Raw genomic sequence first — 18,247 nt, 5'->3', positions numbered from 1 at the left:
CGTATGCCAGACCCTGGCAGCGCACGGCACCAGCAGAGCAGGACGTCACCCTCAGGAAGGAACAGTCCCCATGGTCGAGCAGGACGAGCGCTTCGATGTCGTGGTCCTCGGAGCGGGCCCCGGCGGCTATGTCGCCGCCATCCGCGCCGCCCAGCTGGGCAAGCGGGTGGCGGTCGTGGAGGAGAAGTACTGGGGCGGCGTCTGTCTGAACGTGGGCTGTATCCCCAGCAAGGCGCTGCTGCGCAACGCCGAGCTGGCGCACATCTTCACGCGCGAGGCGAAGACCTTCGGCATCAAGGTGGACGGGCAGGTCACCTTCGACTTCGGCGAGGCGTTCCGCCGCAGCCGCAAGGTCGCCGACGGCCGGGTCAAGGGCGTCCACTACCTGATGAAGAAGAACAAGATCACCGAGATCGACGGCCGCGGCACCTTCCTCGACCCGCACACCCTCCAGGTGGCCGGCTACGACGGCGAGACCCGCACCATCGGCTTCGAGCACTGCATCATCGCCACCGGCGCCACGCCCAAGCTGCTTCCGGGCACCCGGCGCAGCGCGCGCGTGGTCACGTTCGAGGAGCAGATCCTGGCCGAGGAACTGCCCGGGTCGATCGTCATCGCAGGCGCCGGCGCGATCGGCGTCGAGTTCGCCTACGTCCTTCACAACTACGGCGTGAAGGTCACCATCGTCGAGTTCCTGGACCGGATGGCCCCGCTGGAGGACGCCGAGGTCTCCGCCGAACTCGCCAAGCAGTACCGCCGGTTGGGCATCGACGTGCTGACCTCCACGCGCGTCGACACCGTCGACGAGTCCGGCGAGCAGGTGCGCGTCACCGTCACCGGCAAGGACGGCGCCCAGCAGGTCCTGGAGGCCGACAAGGTGCTCCAGGCGATCGGCTTCCAGCCGAACGTCGAGGGCTACGGCCTGGACAAGACCGGCGTGACCGTCACCGAGCGCGGCGCGATCGACGTCGACGCCCGCTGCCGCACTTCGGTCCCGCACATCTTCGCCATCGGCGATGTCACGGCGAAGTTGATGCTCGCGCACGCCGCCGAGGCGATGGGCATCATCGCCGCCGAGACCATCGCGGACGCCGAGACGATGGAGCTGGACTATGTGATGATCCCGCGCGCCACCTACTGCCAGCCGCAGATCGCCAGCTTCGGCTACACCGAGGCACAGGCCCGCGAGCTCGGCCACGACGTCAAGGTGGCCAAGTTCCCCTTCACCGCGAACGGCAAGTCGCACGGCCTCGGCGACGCGACCGGCTTCGTCAAGCTGATCAGCGACGCCAAGTACGGCGAACTCCTGGGCGGCCACCTCATCGGCCCCGACGTCACCGAGCTGCTGCCCGAGCTGACCCTGGCCCAGCAGTGGGACCTGACCGTCCACGAGGTCGCCCGCAACGTCCACGCCCACCCGACCCTCGGCGAGGCGGTCAAGGAAGCGGTGCACGGCCTCGCCGGTCACATGATCAATTTCTGACGGTTCAGCTGTCGAGCCACCAGCGGGCCGCCGCCCAGGCGAACGCGTAACCGAGGCTGTTGACGGCCCAGTGCAGGGCCATGGGCGCCAACAGGCTGCCGGAGCGGCGCCGCAGCTCGCACAACACGACCCCGGCGACGGCCGTGGCGGCGATCGCCACGGCCACGGTCGGTGCCACGCCGGCCGGGCCGTCGCCGAAGACGGAGCCGACCGCGGCGTTGGAGCGGTTGATCCCGCGGGACGGCATCAGGTGCCAGAACCCGAACAGCAGCGACGACACGCCGGTGGCCCAGGCCGTGCCGCGCCGCCGCCTGATCATGGCCCACAGCACGCCACGGAAGGCCGTCTCCTCCAGCAGCACGGTCCCGAAGGGCACCCGCACCAGCGCTCCCCACAGCATCCGTCCCAGGGACAGGTCCGCCGCCCTGGCGTCCCGGAACGCCTCGCGCCCGGCCGGCACGGCAAGGAGCAGCAGCAGGACGAGGAGAACGACTCCGACCAGGACGGGAGCCCACCGCAGTCCCCGACGCATCGCCGCCGCGTCGAGCCCCAGTTCGGCGAGGGTGAGACCGTCCCAGCGGGCGATCAGCAGCAGGACCGCCGTCGCGGCCACGCAGATGACCACGTACAGGGCGGGGCTCCGCGCGAGCCAGTTGTTGAGCAGGTTCGCGGCGGCGAGAACGGCGAGAGCACATACGATCGGCATCCGGCTTCCAGCATCCCCCCTCGTGGTCCTGTCGCCCCGGTCGAACCGCACAGCGGACGCGGTAACCGATGACGAACTGTCATGTCCGCCGGCCCCCGTCTGTGGCGCCGCGCCCCCGGGTTGAGCATCCTCGGTGGTACCCGCCCCCAGGGAGGCACGATCCACATGCCGGCCAAGAACCTCACCGCCAACCGCGCGGCCCTCGGCCACCGACTCGCCTACGCCCTGCGTCACCCCGACCGCGTGCCCCGCCATCTGGCCCGCACCGCCCGGGACATGTGGCTGCGCCGCCGGCACCCGGACCACGTCTCCTACTACCGCGCCGTGATGCGCTCCGACACCCGGGCCGACCCGGACGCGGCGGTCGGCAGCCACAGCCGTGAGCGGTGGCTGGCCCTCGGGGCGATGCAGTTCGACTACCTGCTCGGCCACGGGCTGCGCCCCGAGCACCGGATGCTGGAGATCGGGTGCGGCAACCTGCGGGGCGGCTGGCGGTTCATCCGCCACCTCGACCCCGGCAACTACTACGGCATCGACATCTCACCCGACATCCTCTTCGCCGCGCAGGACACCGTCGTGGAGATGGGCCTGCAGCAGCGACTCCCCACGCTGACCCCGGTGCGTGACCTGACGCTGCGGTTCCTGCCCGACGCCCACTTCGACGTGGTGCACGCGCACAGCGTGTTCTCGCACTCGCCGCTGACGGTCATCGAGGAGTGCCTGGCCAACGTCGGCCGGGTACTGGCACCCGGCGGCTGGTTCGACTTCACCTTCGACCGCACCGAGGGCGAGGAACACCACGTCCTGCGGGAGGACTTCTACTACCGCACCGAGACCCTGCTGGCGCTGGCGGAGAAGCACGGCCTGCGGGCCCGCTTCATGGCGGACTGGGAGAAGCTCCCGCACGGCCAGTCCAAGATCCGGGTCACCCACACGGCGTGAACCGACTCCCCGTCAACAGTTCAATCACTACCGCGCAGTAGGTCATCTGTCCCGGACTCTTGACTCGTACAGCGGTAGTGGCCATCCTCGTCGCACATCTTGCGAGGTCATGACAAGCCGACCCCGCCATCCCGCCGACCGAGGGACCAGGGCTGTGACCAGTGCCGGACGCCCGTACCGCAGACGCAAGAACGTCACCGTTGTGTCGCTCCTCCTGCTTGTCCTGTCCATCGCGCTCGGTCCCACACCGAGTTCGGCGGCCGGAACCGACTGGTGGAACCCGACCGCACGGCCCGCGCCGGACTCTCAGATCAATGTCATGGGGGAGCCCTTCACCGGCACCGACGCCAAGGGCGAGGTGCGCGGCTTCGTGGACGCGCACGACCACATCTTCTCCAACGAGGCCTTCGGCGGCCGTCTGATCTGCGGAAAGCCGTTCTCTGAGCAGGGCGTCGCCGACGCCCTCAAGGATTGCCCCGAGCACTACCCCGACGGCTCGCTCGCGGTCTTCGACTTCATCACCAACGGCGGTGACGGCAAGCACGACCCGGTCGGCTGGCCCACCTTCAAGGACTGGCCCGCCCACGACTCGCTGACCCACCAGCAGAACTACTACGCCTGGGTGGAGCGGGCCTGGCGCGGCGGCCAGCGCGTGCTCGTCAACGACCTCGTCACCAACGGCGTCATCTGCTCCGTGTACTTCTTCAAGGACCGCAGCTGCGACGAGATGACGTCCATCCGGCTGCAGGCCAAGCTGACGTACGACATGCAGGCCTTCATCGACAAGATGTACGGCGGCACCGGAAAGGGCTGGTTCCGGATCGTCACCGACAGCGCCCAGGCCCGGCAGGTCATCGAGCAGGGGAAGCTGGCGGTCATCCTCGGGGTCGAGACCTCGGAGCCCTTCGGCTGCAAGCAGATCCTGGACATCGCGCAGTGCAGCAAGGCCGACATCGACAAGGGCCTGGACGAGCTGTACGCGCTGGGCGTGCGCAGCATGTTCCTGTGCCACAAGTTCGACAACGCGCTGTGCGGGGTCCGCTTCGACTCGGGCTCACTCGGAACGGCCATCAACGTCGGGCAGTTCCTGTCGACCGGCACCTACTGGAAGACCGAGAAGTGCACGGGCCCGCAGCACGACAACCCCATCGGCAACGCGACGGCGGCCGCAGCCGAGGAGAAGCTCCCGGCGGGCGAGGAGGTCCCCTCGTACAGCGCCGACGCCCAGTGCAACGTCCGAGGGCTCACCGAGCTCGGCGAGTACGCCGTGCGCGGCATGATGAAACGCAAGATGATGCTGGAGATCGACCACATGAGCGTCAAGGCCACCGGCCGGGTGCTCGACATCTTCGAGTCCGCGTCCTACCCCGGCGTCCTCTCCTCGCACAGCTGGATGGACCTGGACTGGACCGAACGGGTCTATGGCCTCGGCGGCTTCGTCGCCCAGTACATGCACGGCTCCGAGGGCTTCATCGCGGAGGCGAAGCGCACAGAGGCCCTGCGCGACAAGTACGGCGTGGGCTACGGCTACGGCACCGACATGAACGGCGTCGGCGGCTGGCCGGGACCGCGCGGAGCGGACGCCCCGAACAAGGTCACGTACCCCTTCAAGAGCGTCGACGGCGGCTCCGTCATCGACCGTCAGACCACCGGCGAGCGCACCTGGGACCTGAACACCGACGGCGCCGCCCACTACGGCCTCGTCCCGGACTGGATCGAGGACATCCGCCGGGTCGGCGGCCAGGACGTGGTCGACGACCTCTTCCGGGGCGCCGAGTCCTACCTCGACACCTGGGCCGCCTCCGAGACCCACCAGGCCGGCGTGAACCTCGCGAGCGGCACGACCACATCGGCGAGCTCCTCGGAGTGGAGCCTGTTCACGAGCTACCAGCCGAACCGGGCCGTCGACAGCGACGGCGGCACCCGCTGGGCCAGCGACTGGAACGACGACCAGTGGTACAAGGTCGACCTCGGCTCCACGCACCTGGTCAAGCGGATCACCCTCGACTGGGAGCGCGCGTACGGCAAGGCGTACCGCATCGAGCTCTCCACCGACGGCGTGAACTGGCGGACCGCTTGGTCCACGACATCCGGCGACGGCGGCCTGGACACGGCCAGGTTCACCGGCACCCCGGCCAGGTATGTACGCATCCAGGGGCTGGACCGCGGCACCGACTGGGGCTACTCCCTCTACGAGGTCGGCGTCCACAGCAACTGACACCCACGAGAGGGGCTCCATGGCACGGTTGCCGTCCGCCGAGCGGCGGCGACAGCTCACCGAAGCGGCGATCAGGGCGATGACCCGGGACGGCGTCCCCAGGACGACGACCCGGTCCATCGCCGCCGAGGCAGGCGTCTCGCTGAGCGTCTTCCACTACTGCTTCGACTCCAAGCAGGAGCTGATCGAGTCCGTCATCACGACCATCACCGAGCACTACGTGACGGTCGTGAAGGAGGCCATCCGCCCCAGAGCCACCCTGGAGGAAACCGTCCGGGCCGGCTTCCAGGCGTACTGGGACCATGTGCGCGCCCACCCGGACGAGCACATGCTCACCTACGAGCTGACCCAGTACGCCCTGCGCCAGCCCGGCTTCGAGCATCTGGCCCGACGGCAGTACGAGCTCTACGCCGACACCTACGCCGAGCTCATCGACCAGCTGCGCCACACCATGGGCCTCCGGCTCCAGGTGCCCGTCCCCGTCCTGGCCCGCTACCTGGCCGCCATGACCGACGGGCTGACCCTCAACTTCCTCGTGCTCGGCGACGAGGCGGCCTGGAACGACATCCTCGACACGGTCATCGCACACATCGCCGGGCTGGTACACGAGAGCTGACGCGGAGGTCATCCGCGTACGGCGGCCCGATCGCGGCCCGGTTCCGCCGTACCCGGCGCGTCCCGCCGGAAGAGCCACCTCATGTCCGGCTCCACCACGAAGCGCAGGACGCGCCGGACGGGCGGTGTGCACAGCAGGGTCACGACCACGGCGGCGACGACGGTGACGACGACCGCGCCGAGCGGGCGCTGTACCCAGGCGGGGTCGTACCAGCCCCAGAACTTGGCGCCCTGGGCGACGAAGCCGTGCAGCAGATAGCCGTACAGCGTCCCCGCACCCAGCACGGTGCACCACATCCGCCGCCCGGGCACCCAGGCGAGGAAGCAGGCCACCAGGACCAGCGAGCAGACGAACAGGAGCGGTGTCATCACGACCCCGGTCCAGGGGGGCGCGCCCAGTTCCTCGGCGCTGTCACGGTGGTAGAACCAGCCGCCGGTCATCCGTGGCACGGCCCAGTACGCCACGACGAACGCGCACGCGAACACGGGCACCGCCGCGATCCGCACCGAGCGGCGGCGGACCAGCCGGAAGTGCTCCGGCTTCAGGGACAGACCCAGCACGAAGTACGGCAGGAACTGCAGGGCGCGCTGAAGGTCGAGGTCGTTGCCGATGGACGGCGAGAGGGTGGCCAGCATCGCCACGACGAGCGCGAGCGGCACCGGCAGGCGCACCCGCTGCCACAGCGGGGTGGTCAGCCGCCACAGGAACAGCGCCGCCAGGAACCACGTCAGATACAGCGGGTCCAGCAGGCTGATCGGGCGGTCCGGCTCTTGGTCGGTCCACCGGGTGAACAGGGTGTACGCCGTCTCGAAGACGACGTACGGGACGACGAGACCGGTCACCAGGCGTTTGAGACGTTCCGGGCGGCCGTCGAAGCCGCGGGAGAAGTATCCCGAGACGACGATGAAGGCCGGCATGTGGAAGGCGTACACGAGCATGTACAGCGCGCTGACGGTCCGGCTGCCGTCCCGCAGCGGTTCCCACGCATGGCCCACAGCCACCAGCACGATCGCCGCGTATTTGGCGTTGTCGAAGAAGTCGTCCCGCTGCTTCGAAGACGCAGGTGACAGCGGCGTGGCGCGTCTTTCGGGAGTAGCGGCTGCGACGGTGTGCTGAGACATCCCCCGCGTCTCACCACTTCCGGGCGACGTAAACCTCCGCAGGTCAAAGCGGCTTTTCCACTGGGAGGGGGGTGGCGGCATACGGCCGTCGGGGTGTGCTCGTAACCCGTGTGAACGCCCTGAATGGTGCGACCGGAGGGAATGGCTGACGGTGGATCACGTCAAGGTCTGGCTCCAGTGGTGATGAAGCGTCAGCCGCCCAGGCCGTGACGGAAGGATTCACCTATGCGCTCTGTCCGCATGCTGCTCGCCACCGCGACGGCCACGGCCGCACTGGCGATCGCACCCGCAGCCTACGCCGTTACGGCGGGTGACTGGGACCACGAAGACAATTCCTACAGCAAGGAGCACGACAAGAAGGGCAAGCACGACGAGCCTCGCGGCGGGATGCACACGGGTGGCGGAGCGCTGACCGCCGTCACCGACGAGGACCACGACTGGGGCGGGTCCAAGGACCCCAAGCCCGACAAGGAAGGCAAGCACGACGACGGCGGTAAGCACGAGGACGGCGGTAAGCACGACGAGGAGAGCAAGCACGAGGACCCTCGCGGCGGGGTGCACACGGGTGGCGGAGCGCTGGCCGCCGTGACCGACGAGGACCACGACTGGAGCGGGTCCAAGGACCCCAAGCCCGACAAGGAAGGCAAGCACGACGACGGGGGCAAGCACGAGGACGGCGGTAAGCACGACGAGGAGAGCAAGCACGAGGAGCCTCGTGGCGGGGTGCATACCGGGGGTGGAGCACTGGCCGCCGTGAACAACGACGACGACTGGGGCGGCGCCAAGGACCCCAAGCACGACCCGGACAGCTACCGGAGCAAGGACGACGGCGACTCCTGGGGCGGCGACCACGACAAGGGGTCCTGGAAGGAAGACGACCACGAGAAGGACTCGTGGGGCGGTGACCACGGCAAGGACTCCTGGGGTGACGACCACGGCAAGCCGCACGGAGGGATGCACACCGGAGGCGGCGGCCTCGCCTCGCCGGGTGTCACCACCGCTGGGCTCGCCGCGCTGGCGGTCGCCGGCACCGGCCTGTACACGCTGCGTCGCAAGAAGGCATCGGGAACCGTGGCCTGACCCATGCCTGACCACATAACCGCTGTGGCCGCCGCACGTGCGCCGCGCGTCGCGGCGGCCCCGCTCGACCTCCCGCCTGTTGTGTCCGCTGCCGTGCCCGAGTGAGGTGGTGCCCGATGGCCGCCGGCCGTTCCTCTTCCCCCGATGCCGACCCGGCCCTCTGCGATGCCGGTTCCGTGGCCTCACGGCGGATAAGGCGCGCAGCCGCGGTGCTGTTCTGGAGCGCGATCGCCGTCATGGTGCTGATGGTGACCCTGCCGGGCGGCCGGGACGAGGCGCCCGAAGCCCGCTTCGCGCCGCACGCACCACCCGTGGTCGAACCGCACGCCCCACCGGCGGACGAGTCGTCCTCGCCCGCCTCCCGACATGCGGGCAAGCACCTGCCCCGGTCCCGGCCGACCCGGCTGCTCATCCCCAAGATCTCCGTCGACGCCCCCTTCACCGACCTCGCCATCGGCAGTTCGGGCCAGCTCCAGCCCCCACCGGCCCACGACACCAACCTCGTCGGCTGGTACGCCAAGGGCGCGTCCCCCGGTGAGGCGGGCACGTCGATCGTCGCCGGGCACGTGGACACGGCGACGTCCGCCGCGGTGTTCGCGAACCTGAGCGAGCTGGAGAAGGGGGACCGCTTCCAGATCGCGAGGGCCGACGGGCGCAGGGCGTCCTTCGTGATCGACAGCGTGGAGATGTTCGACAAGGACGACTTCCCCAGCCGGCGTGTGTACGGCGACACCCCGCGGGCCCAGGTCCGGCTCATCACCTGCGCCGGGGACTACGACCGGCAGGTCAGGGACTACACCGCGAACCTGGTGGTCTTCGCCCACCTCGTCTGAACAGCCTTGTCCCGCACCGCGGCACTCCGCGCAGACCTCGTGTCTTACAGTGACTGCGACCAGTTCCGGTGACTGAACCTGTGAGGTAGTCGCGAACCATGCCGACCGAGACGTTTGAGTTCCAGGTAGAGGCCCGTCAGTTGCTCCAGCTGATGATCCACTCGGTCTACTCGAACAAGGATGTCTTCCTGCGGGAGCTCGTCTCCAACGCCTCCGACGCGCTCGACAAGCTGCGCCTGGAGAAACTGCGGGACGACTCCCTCGACGCCGATGTGTCCGACCTGCACATCGAGATCGACATCGACAAGGAGGCCCGTACCCTCACGGTGCGGGACAACGGCATCGGGATGTCGTACGAGGAGGTCGGACAGCTCATCGGCACCATCGCCAACTCGGGAACGGCGACGTTCCTGAAGGAGCTGCGGGAGGCCAAGGACGCGGGCGGGGCCGAGGGGCTCATCGGCCAGTTCGGCGTCGGCTTCTACTCCGGCTTCATGGTGGCGGACGAGGTGACGCTGGTGACCCGGCGCGCCGGCGAGAGCCAGGGGACCCGCTGGACGTCGCGCGGTGAGGCCACGTACACGCTTGAGACGGCCGACGACGCACCGCAGGGCACGTCCGTCACACTCCACCTCAAGCCCGCCGACCCCGAGAACCAGCTGCACGACTACACCTCCCCGTGGCAGATCAGGGAGATCGTCAAGCGCTACTCGGATTTCATCACCTGGCCGATCCGGATGGTCCCGGAGGCGGGCGACGGCGACGGCGACGGCGACAGCCCGGCCGAAGCCGAGACGCTGAACTCCATGAAGGCCCTGTGGGCGCGTTCGCGCGACGAGGTGTCCGACGACGAGTACCACGAGCTGTACAAGCACATCAGCCACGACTGGCGCGAGCCGCTGGAGACGATCCGGCTCCAGGCGGAGGGCACCTTCGAGTACCAGTCGCTGCTCTTCATCCCCTCGCACGCCCCGCACGACCTGTTCACGCGGGACTTCAAGCGCGGCGTCCAGCTGTATGTGAAGCGCGTCTTCATCATGGACGACTGCGAGGCGCTGCTGCCGCCCTACCTCCGCTTCGTCAAGGGCGTCGTCGACGCGGCGGACCTCTCGCTCAACGTCTCACGCGAGATCCTCCAGCAGGACCGGCACATCCGGATGATGCAGCGCCGGCTGACGAAGAAGGTCCTGTCCACGGTCAAGGAGTTCATGACCAAGGACGCCGACCGCTACGCCACGTTCTGGCGGGAGTTCGGCACCGTCCTGAAGGAGGGCCTGGTCACCGACTCCGAGAACCGCGACGCAATCCTCGCCGCGTCCTCGTTCGCGACCACGCACTCGGACGACGAGCCGACCACGCTGGCGCAGTACGTGGAGCGGATGAAGGACGGCCAGGACGACATCTACTACATCACCGGCGAGTCCCGGCAGAGCATCGAGAACTCCCCGCACATGGAGGCGTTCCGGGCCAAGGGCATCGAGGTCCTGCTGCTCACGGACGCCGTCGACGAGGTGTGGGTGGACGCCGTCGGCGAGTACGAGGGCAAGCGGCTGCGGTCCGTCGCCAAGGGCGAGATCGACCTGGACGCCAAGGGCGACGAGAACGCCGACGACGAGCGGGAGAAGCAGGCCGAGGAGTACGCCGGTCTGCTCGGCTGGATGGGCGAGCAGCTGGACGAGGACATCAAGGAGGTGCGCCTGTCGACGCGGCTCACCGTCTCCGCGGCCTGCGTCGTCTCCGACGCGCACGATCTGACCCCGGCCCTGGAGAACATGTACCGGGCGATGGGCCAGGAGGTGCCGCGCACCAAGCGGATCCTGGAGCTCAACCCCGGCCACCCGCTGGTGAAGGGCCTGAACCAGGCGTACAAGGAGCGCGAGGACCGCACGGAGCTCGCCGAGTCCGTGGAACTGCTCCACACGCTGGCGGTGCTCGCCGAGGGCGGCCAGTCCAAGGATCCCGCGCGTTTCGTGAAGCTGGTGGCGGACCGCCTGGAGCGCACCCTGTAGTCGGGGGCGTGGGCCATGTGGACGTGTGCGCGGGCCATTGTCAGTGGCCCGCGCTAGCGTCCGTGGAGTCGGACTCTGACCCCATTTCCCGGAGGATTCATGGCCTCGCGTCTCAACCCCTACATCACGTTCGCCGGTGATGCCCGGCAGGCGATGGAGTTCTACAAGGAAGTCCTGGGCGGCACCCTGACGCTCAACACCTACGGTGAGTACGGCCAGCAGGACACCCCCATGGCCGACAAGATCATGCACGGCATGCTGGAGACCCCCAGCGGCTTCACCCTCATGGGTGCCGACACCCCGACGGGCGACCACAAGCCGGGCAACAACTTCTCCGTGAGCCTCAGCGGCGACGACGACGCGGAGCTGCGCGGCTACTGGGAGAAGCTGTCCGCGGGCGCCTCGGTGGCCGTGCCGCTGGAGAAGCAGATGTGGGGCGACGTCTTCGGCATGTGTACGGACCGGTTCGGCATCACCTGGATGGTCAACATCGCCGGGCAGGGAGGCTGAGGGCGTCGATGAGCCGGTCACCAGCTCCTGATCCGGCCCGGCGACGGCGTGGGGGACACCGAGGGGGGTGCGGTGGTCCAGGTGCTGACCGCCGCATCCACCGGCTCGGTCGCGCCTGCGCCCACGGCGCCCGACCGTTTCCGGCCGTCTGTTGACGCAATCGCCCATGCGGGCAGCTACAGGGCGTAAAGCACCGGAGGGAAGGGAAAGGAGCTATACGGCAAATCGCGGGGAGTGTTCGTCAGCGCCCGGAGTGTCGGGCCCGAAGCGCTGGGGAGGGGCTGGGCATGGGTGGGCAGCCCCTGTATCTCGAACCGCGGCTGGAGTCGCGGCTGCGCTCGTTACTGGACGCCCCGGCCCTGCTGCACACGCTCACCGACGCCCTCGGGTCTCCGCTGAACATGCTCGTCCCAGACCAACTCGCCGACAATCTCCAGCAGTTCCGCTCGGTGTACGGCACCCACCACCTGTCCGGCCAGGTGTACTTCGCCCACAAGGCCAACCGGTCCAGCGCCCTGCTGCGGCGGCTCGCCGCCACGGACGCCGGTGTGGACGTCGCCTCGCTGGGTGAGCTGCAGCACGCCCTCGGCGCCGGCCTCACCCCCGATCGGATCATCGCCACCGGGCCGAAGAACCCGGAGTTCCTGTGGCTGGCGGCCCGTACGTCGGTCACCGTCAGCCTCGACACGCGAGGCGAACTGGAGCAACTCGCCACGCTGGTACGCAAACACGCCCTGCCCCGCGCCCGCATCCTGCTCCGGTTGTCGGGCTTCGAGGCGTCCGGCGTACGGGTGCTGAGCCGACGGAGCCGATTCGGTACCGCCGTAAGGGAGTTGGACCCGCTGCTGGAGGCCGTCGAGCGGCACGCCGACGTGGTCGATCCGGTCGGCGTGGCCTACCACCTGGACACGACGAGCCTCACCGAGAAGGCCACGGCGCTGGAGGGCTGTCTGCGGGTACTGGAGGAGTGCCGCAGCCGCGGGCTCAGGCCCCGGGGCGTGGACATCGGCGGCGGGTTCGGCGTCAACTACCTTGCGGACGGCGGGCAATGGGATCGGTACACGACCGAACTCACCGAAGCCGTGCTGGGCACCCGCCCGCCCCTGACGTACGGCGGCCACGGCTACGGGCTGCGCAACGAAGCCGGCACCCTGCGCGGCACGCTCGGCCTGTACCCCGCCCACCGTCCGGTCGCCGGCGCCCGCTACCTCGACGAACTGCTCTCGCACCCGGCCGCGTCCCTGGGCGGCCGCCCACTGGCCGCCCTGCTCCTGGAGCACCTGTACGACCTGCACACCGAACCCGGCCGAGCGCTCCTCGACCAGTGCGGACTGACCCTGACGAAGGTGCTGGAGGTGCGCGACCCGGAGACCGGCGGCCCCCTGCTCGTACGGCTGGCGGCCAAGGCCGACGATGTGGCGCTGGAGGAGCACGGGGTGCTCATGGACCCGGTTGTCGTCCCACGGGATCCGGCAGACACACAGGCAGACACACAGGCAGACGCAGGGGCAGACACAGCGGCAGGCGCCGGCGCCGGCCCTGACCCCGGTACCGGTCCGGTCGCGGTGCATCTCTTCGGCAGTCGCTGCCTGGAGTCCGACCTGATCACCCGTCGCACGGTCTTCCTGCCCCGCCGCCCCGAACCGGGTGACCTGATGGCGTTCGCCAACACGGCCGGCTACTGCATGGACTTCCACGCCACCCGTGCCCAGCACCAGCCCTCCGCGCGCAAGGTCGCCGCCTGGCAGGAGGGCGATACATGGCGCTGGTGCCTGGACGACCAGTACTGGCCGACCACACCCGTGGGGGGAGCGCAGTGAGGTACGACAGCATCACCGACGCCATCGGCAACACACCGCTGGTGCGTATCGACCCGGCCGTGCACGGCCTCAGGAACATCGACCTGTACGCCAAACTGGAGCTGCTCAACCCTTTCGGCTCGGTCAAGGACCGAGCCGCCTGGAACATGGCACGACCGCACCTCGCGGCCACGGCCTCCGCCGCGGGCGAGGGCGGCGGTCAGGTCGTCGAGCTGTCCAGCGGCAACACCGCCAAGGCCCTGGCCGTGCTCGCGGGCATGCACGGCCTGACCTTCAAGAGCGTCACCAACCGGATGCGCATCCCGGAGATCAAGGACCTGCTGCTGTTGCTCGGCGCGCAGATCGAGGAACTCCCCGGCCAGAGCGAGTGCCTGGACCCCACCGCCACCGACGACCCGCTCACCCTGTTCCACCGCACCCTCTCCGAGCCCGACAGCACCTGTCTGCACACCGACCAGTACTTCAACCCACGCAACACCGAAGCCCACTTCGCCGGCACCGGACCGGAGATCGTCAAGGACCTCGACGGCCAGGCCCCGGACTGGTTCATCGCCTGCGTGGGCACCGCCGGCTCCTCCACAGGCGTCGCCCGCGCCCTGCGCGAACACGACCCCGCCGTACGGGTCGTCGGCCTGGTCGCGGCCAAGTCCGACTTCATCCCCGGCATCCGCACCATCGACGAGGCGCACGAGGTGGGGCTGTTCGACCCCGGGACCTACGACACCATCGAGACGGTGAGCGCCGACGAGGCGATCGAGGGGATGCTGACCCTCAACCGTCGCTGCGGCATCCTGGCGGGCCCCACCGGAGGCGCCGCCTACTTCGGGGCCGTACGCCAACTGCGCGCCGCCGACGAAGGATCGGGCGACGCGGAATCGGGCGACGAAGAACCGACGCAGCGGCAGTCGGCCGTGTTCATCGTCTGCGACCGCGTGGAGAGCTACCTGAGCTACGTCCGTCAGCGTCGCCCCGACCTCTTCGGCCGTCCCCGCCGCAGGAACTCCCCGGCCGACCTGTCGGACGCCGAGATACGCACGGCACCCGCCATCGGCGTCGCCGACGCCCAGACGTGGATCGCCACCGGAGAACCACTCGTCGTCGACCTGCGCAGCCCCTACGCCTACGCGGCCCTGCACATCGACGGCTCGGTCAACATCGTCGACGAGCTCTTCGAGGAACTCCTGCACGGCGGGCTGCCGTTCAGCCGCAACCGCCCGGTCCTGCTGGCCTGCCCGGTCGGCGAGAAGTCCGCCCGCTACGCCGCCCTGCTGACCCGGATGGGACACCCGGACGTCCGCAGTCTCACCGGCGGCGTCATCGCCTGGCGCGACGCGGGCGCACCGCTCGTACGGGACTGACGCCCATGACCACACCCAGGATCGACACCCAAGGTGCGCCCGTCATCGAGGAGTTGACCGAGGAGCTGCGGGAGTGGCAGCGCGCCCTGCGCGCCCAGTTCCCGATCATCACCGCCCACCCGGAACTGGCCTACCTGGACAGCGCCGCCACCGCCCAGAAGCCGCAGGCCGTACTCGACACCGTCCACACCTACCTCACCACGACCAACGCCAACGCGGGCCGCGGCACCTACACCTGGGCCAACCGGACCACATCCCTGGTCGAGCAGGCCCGCGACCGGATCCGGCGGTTCCTTAACGACCCCGACCCGACGCGCTCGGCCGTGCACTTCACCAGCGGCACCACCGAGGGCCTGCGCACCATCGCCCGCGACTGGCTGCCCGGGCTCCTCGCCGACGGCGACGAGATCGTGGTCCCGGTCGCCGACCACGAGGCCAACATCGCGCCCTGGCTGGAGGCACAACGACAACTGGCGCGGCAGGGCGTCCACATCCGCGTCCGGCCGATGCCGTACCAGCAGGCGTCCGGCGACTACGACCACACCGCGCTCACGGAACTGGCCGGTCCGCGAACCCGGTTCGTCGCCGCCAGCCACATCCACCACGTGTACGGCGGCAACATGAACATCCACCGCATCCGCCGTGCGGTCGGCCCGCACGCGGTCATCTGCCTGGACGCCGCCCAGAGCATCGGCCATCTGCCGGTGTCCGTCGCCGACCTGGACGTGGACTTCGTCGTCTTCTCCGGGCACAAGGCCATGGCGCTGCCCGGCACGGGAGCGGTCTGGGCCCGTCAGTCACGTGGCCCGGAGTTCACACCGGGCGGTTGGTCCGGCAGCCCCAACACGGTCGGCATCGCCTCCCTCGCCACCGCCCTGGACTGGCTGGACACCGCCGGCAGCGACCGGATCGGGCAGTGGACCGTCGCCCTGGCGGCCCGGCTCACCGACGGCCTGCGGCGCCTCGACGCCTACGAGATCCTCGGCTGCCAGAGCAGCCTGGCCGCCGACGCGTCCGCACAGCGGCGCCAGGGCATCGTCACCTTCCGGCACCACGCCATCGACTCCGGGGACCTGGGCTTCGTCCTCTTCAGCCACGGCTTCATGGTCCGCTCCGACCAGCACTGCCAGGGCAGCGCGGGGGAGAGGACAGGGTCGGTGCGGGTGAGCCTGCATGTGTACAACACCGCCGACGAGATCGACCGACTGCTGGCCGTCCTTGCCACCCTCGGGTGACGTACCGCCATCAGAGGTAATGGGAACCGTTTCCATCTTGTAGTGTCGGGCGCCGACAGGGTGAGTCGGGTGCGAGACGGCGAGGTGGCACGACCGGATGGGGCTGAGCCTGGCGACGGCGGAGCGGTGGGTGGAGCGCTGGGAACGCCAGCAGCAGCGGTACGCCGTCGACCGCGAGGAGCGTTTCACGGTGATCGGTGACGTGGTCGAGCAGACCGTGACGGGCGGCCCGGCCACGCCGCTGGTCCTCGACCTCGGCTGCGGTCCCGGATCGCTGGCGGCCCGACTGGCCCGGCGGTTGCCGCAGGCGGACATCGTGGGCGTGGACATGGACCCGTTGCTGCTGGAGCTGGCCCGCACCCACCACCCGGACGCGGCCCGTTACGTGGACGCGGTGATCGGCGAGGAGGGCTGGACGCAGGCCCTGCGGCTGGACCGCCCGCTAGACGCGGCCGTGTCGACGACGGCCCTGCACTATCTCGGCGTGGACGCCCTGCACCGTGTCTACCGGCAGCTCGCGGCGCTGCTGCGGCCCGGCGGCGTCCTCGTCAACGGCGACCACTTCCCGCACGACGACACGCGGCTCGCCGAACTCGCCGGCTGCGTCGGCCGCCGCCACGCCGAACGCGGGCACGCCCTCGCCCACGAGGACTGGGCGTCCTGGTGGACGGCAGTCGAGCAGGATCCGGAGCTGACCGACCTCATCGCGGAGCGTGGACGCCGACCCCGACAGCCGAAGACGGCTGCGGCCGACAGCGCGGCGCGCCTGTCCGTGTCCGCACATCAACGACTGCTGAGGCAGGCGGGGTTCGGGCACGTCGGCGTCGTCTGGCAGTACGGCGCCAGCCACGTCGTCGTGGCACTGCGCTGACCGGGAGTCCGCACCAAGCACAGCTAAAGGTTCCTGCAGGCACCTTGACAGCGTGCGTACTGTTTCGCGACGTTTGAGCCTCGCCGCATAGTTCGACATGGGGGAAAATGTGGCGAGGCGCTAGGAATGCGTCTTGGGGGGATTTTTGGGGGGAGCATTCGCCGTGCGATCCAAGAGCGCCATCACGATTCACAGACCCGACGAACTGACCGAGTCGCTGCGCCGGGCGTGGCACGGGGCGATGGACTCCTCGCCCGACTACGCCAACCCGTTCCTGGCGCCGGAGTTCGCGAGGGGAGTCGGCAGGTACCGCGGTGGGGCGCGGGTGGCGGTACTGCACGAGGACGGGGAGGCCGTCGGCTTCTTCCCGTACGAGCGCACCGCCCTCGGTGTCGGGCGTGCCATCGGTCTCGGCCTCTCCGACTGCCAGGCCCTGGTGCACCGTCCGGGCGTCACCTGGGACACCCGGGAACTGCTGCGGGCCTGCGGACTGTCCGTCTTCGAGTTCGATCACCTCGTCGAGGAGCAGAAGCCGTTCGGCCCGTACGTCACCGGCACGTTCGCCTCTCCCGTGCTCGATCTGAAGCCCGGCGAGGGCGACTACGCGCAGTGGTTACGCGCCACGTACCCCGGACAGGCCAAGACGACGCTGAAGAAGGAGCGCCGCCTGGGCCGGAACGTGGGCGAGGTGCGGTTCGTCTACGACGAGCGCGACCCGCGGGTGCTGCGCACGCTCATGCGATGGAAGTCCGCCCAGTACCGCAGGACGGGGCGGATGGACCGGTTCTCCAAGCCGTGGATCGTCGACCTCGTCGAGCACCTCCTCCAGGTCCGCGAGGAACACTTCACCGGCATCCTGTCGGTGGTGTACGCCGGTGACCGGCCGGTCGCCGCGCACTTCGGGCCGAGGTCGCGGACGGTGTTCGCGGCCTGGTTCACCGCGTACGACCCCGAGTTCAGCTACTACTCGCCCGGACTGATGATGCACCTGCGGATGGCCTACGCCGCGGGCCGGGACGGCGTGACGCTGATGGACATGGGGCGTGGCGAGAAGGAGTACAAGGACTGGCTCAAGACCCGTGAGCTGCGGGTGGCCGAAGGGTTCGCGGTGCGCGCGCATCCCGTGGCGGCGGCCCACCGGCTGTGGCGCAGACCCGTGCGCGGCCTGAGGAACACGGTCCTGGCCCACCCCAGACTGCGCGACCCCGCCGACCGGCTGCTGAAGACCGTCGGCACCCTGCGCACCTCGGGCCTGGCCCACTCCTCGGGAGCGGGAGCACGCGCCCGCTGAACGGGGCCCGCTCTCGTCATGCGTAACGCGTCGGCGTCTTGTCCATGGCGTCGCGCGGTCTCGGTTCCCCCTGCACGGCGGCCTCGATCCTCGCGCGCCGACGTGCACCGCCCGCCTCGGGCGACCCTTCCTCGTACCCTTCCACGGAAGAGGT

General features: G+C 69.5%; 15 protein-coding genes. 13 read left to right on the top strand and 2 right to left on the bottom strand.

Translation table 11 applies throughout. From position 1 onward, the window contains the following. Positions 1-70: 70 nt before the first annotated feature. The gene (gene lpdA, locus EHO50_RS12850; RefSeq protein WP_128430019.1) at positions 71-1,483 is read left to right on the top strand and encodes a dihydrolipoyl dehydrogenase; all 1,413 of its coding nucleotides are present in this window, start codon (positions 71-73) and stop codon (positions 1,481-1,483) included. Positions 1,484-1,487: 4 nt separating this feature from the next. On the opposite strand, the gene EHO50_RS12845 is transcribed toward lpdA, so the two are convergent. Next, complete coding sequence (locus EHO50_RS12845; protein WP_128430018.1) at positions 1,488-2,189, bottom strand: CPBP family intramembrane glutamic endopeptidase; 702 nt, start codon at positions 2,187-2,189, stop codon at positions 1,488-1,490. Positions 2,190-2,354: 165 nt separating this feature from the next. On the opposite strand from EHO50_RS12845, the gene EHO50_RS12840 reads away from it, so the two are divergent. The 3 genes from EHO50_RS12840 (at position 2,355) to EHO50_RS12830 (ending at position 5,965) form a co-directional block, all read left to right on the top strand. Continuing rightward, a complete protein-coding gene (locus tag EHO50_RS12840; protein ID WP_128430017.1) occupies positions 2,355-3,131 on the top strand; it encodes a class I SAM-dependent methyltransferase in 777 nt (258 codons plus the stop codon). Between the two features lie 154 nt (positions 3,132-3,285). Further along, positions 3,286-5,349: a galactose-binding domain-containing protein gene (locus tag EHO50_RS12835; protein WP_128430016.1), complete on the top strand. Its 2,064-nt coding sequence runs from the start codon at positions 3,286-3,288 to the stop codon at positions 5,347-5,349. 19 nt (positions 5,350-5,368) lie between these two features. Next, entirely contained in the window at positions 5,369-5,965 is a 597-nt protein-coding gene (locus tag EHO50_RS12830; RefSeq protein ID WP_128430015.1) for a TetR/AcrR family transcriptional regulator, read from the top strand. A gap of 8 nt (positions 5,966-5,973) precedes the next feature. Here EHO50_RS12830 and EHO50_RS12825 read toward each other — a convergent pair whose 3' ends face one another. Then, positions 5,974-7,086, bottom strand: a complete 1,113-nt coding sequence (locus EHO50_RS12825) for an acyltransferase family protein (protein WP_128430014.1) — start codon at positions 7,084-7,086, stop codon at positions 5,974-5,976. A gap of 225 nt (positions 7,087-7,311) precedes the next feature. Between EHO50_RS12825 and EHO50_RS12820 the strand changes: the two genes are divergently transcribed. The 9 genes from EHO50_RS12820 (at position 7,312) to EHO50_RS12780 (ending at position 18,093) form a co-directional block, all read left to right on the top strand. Further along, complete coding sequence (locus EHO50_RS12820) at positions 7,312-8,166, top strand: hypothetical protein (protein ID WP_128430013.1); 855 nt, start codon at positions 7,312-7,314, stop codon at positions 8,164-8,166. A 116-nt stretch (positions 8,167-8,282) separates the two neighbouring features. Continuing rightward, a complete protein-coding gene (locus EHO50_RS12815) occupies positions 8,283-8,999 on the top strand; it encodes a class F sortase (protein WP_128430012.1) in 717 nt (238 codons plus the stop codon). A 98-nt stretch (positions 9,000-9,097) separates the two neighbouring features. Next, a complete protein-coding gene (htpG, locus tag EHO50_RS12810; RefSeq protein ID WP_128430011.1) occupies positions 9,098-11,008 on the top strand; it encodes a molecular chaperone HtpG in 1,911 nt (636 codons plus the stop codon). A 99-nt stretch (positions 11,009-11,107) separates the two neighbouring features. Further along, positions 11,108-11,518 carry a VOC family protein gene (locus EHO50_RS12805; protein WP_128430010.1) on the top strand — a complete coding sequence of 137 codons (411 nt, stop codon included), beginning with the start codon at positions 11,108-11,110 and terminating at the stop codon, positions 11,516-11,518. Between the two features lie 287 nt (positions 11,519-11,805). After that, complete coding sequence (locus EHO50_RS12800; protein WP_128430009.1) at positions 11,806-13,338, top strand: alanine racemase; 1,533 nt, start codon at positions 11,806-11,808, stop codon at positions 13,336-13,338. Further along, a complete protein-coding gene (locus EHO50_RS12795) occupies positions 13,335-14,696 on the top strand; it encodes a pyridoxal-phosphate dependent enzyme (RefSeq protein ID WP_128430008.1) in 1,362 nt (453 codons plus the stop codon). The genes EHO50_RS12800 and EHO50_RS12795 overlap by 4 nt, the downstream gene beginning before the upstream one ends. A 5-nt stretch (positions 14,697-14,701) precedes the next feature. Further along, complete coding sequence (locus tag EHO50_RS12790; protein ID WP_128430007.1) at positions 14,702-15,931, top strand: aminotransferase class V-fold PLP-dependent enzyme; 1,230 nt, start codon at positions 14,702-14,704, stop codon at positions 15,929-15,931. A 97-nt stretch (positions 15,932-16,028) separates the two neighbouring features. Then, a complete protein-coding gene (locus EHO50_RS12785) occupies positions 16,029-16,802 on the top strand; it encodes a class I SAM-dependent methyltransferase (RefSeq protein WP_128430006.1) in 774 nt (257 codons plus the stop codon). A 163-nt stretch (positions 16,803-16,965) separates the two neighbouring features. Continuing rightward, a complete protein-coding gene (locus EHO50_RS12780) occupies positions 16,966-18,093 on the top strand; it encodes a GNAT family N-acetyltransferase (RefSeq protein ID WP_128430005.1) in 1,128 nt (375 codons plus the stop codon). Positions 18,094-18,247 lie beyond the last annotated feature (154 nt).

The sequence above is a fragment of the Streptomyces cyaneus genome (assembly GCF_004028635.1).
GTDB classification, from domain to species: Bacteria; Actinomycetota; Actinomycetes; order Streptomycetales; family Streptomycetaceae; genus Streptomyces; species Streptomyces cyaneus.
This window is presented reverse-complemented; position numbering and strand designations above follow the sequence as displayed.